Origin of the sequence: Flagellimonas flava (assembly GCF_050617915.1) — a bacterium.
Taxonomy (GTDB): Bacteria; Bacteroidota; Bacteroidia; order Flavobacteriales; family Flavobacteriaceae; genus Flagellimonas; species Flagellimonas flava_A.
The window spans coordinates 1-250 of record NZ_JBODQE010000113.1 but is presented as its reverse complement, the minus strand read 5'-3'; the positions used below and the strand labels follow the sequence as shown (position 1 = coordinate 250).

Sequence of the window (250 nt, the reverse complement as noted above, 5' to 3'; positions counted from 1 at the left end):
AAATCAAAACCACGATTTACAGGCGCTGGTAGATGGGTTGGGGTTACAACCGGATAAGCAGTTGGAAAGCTATTACACGCGTTATTACGGTGACAACCTGAATGCCCGAACAACTCGCGGAGATCTGCAATTACTGGTGCCCTGGAATCAGGATGATTTAATAAGGTTGCAGGAAAACCTGATAGCACACGTTATGATGAAGCGTCGCTTAAGGCAGGCTGAAACCTTGTTTTTTGCGGTTACTGATGAA

At 45.6% G+C, this 250-nt stretch carries 1 protein-coding gene; it reads left to right on the top strand.

Features of this window, described 5'->3' with window-relative positions:
* Positions 1-250, top strand: a 250-nt coding sequence (locus ACRHOZ_RS21190; RefSeq protein WP_431130321.1) for a SecY-interacting protein Syd, incomplete at both ends; no start/stop codon positions are given.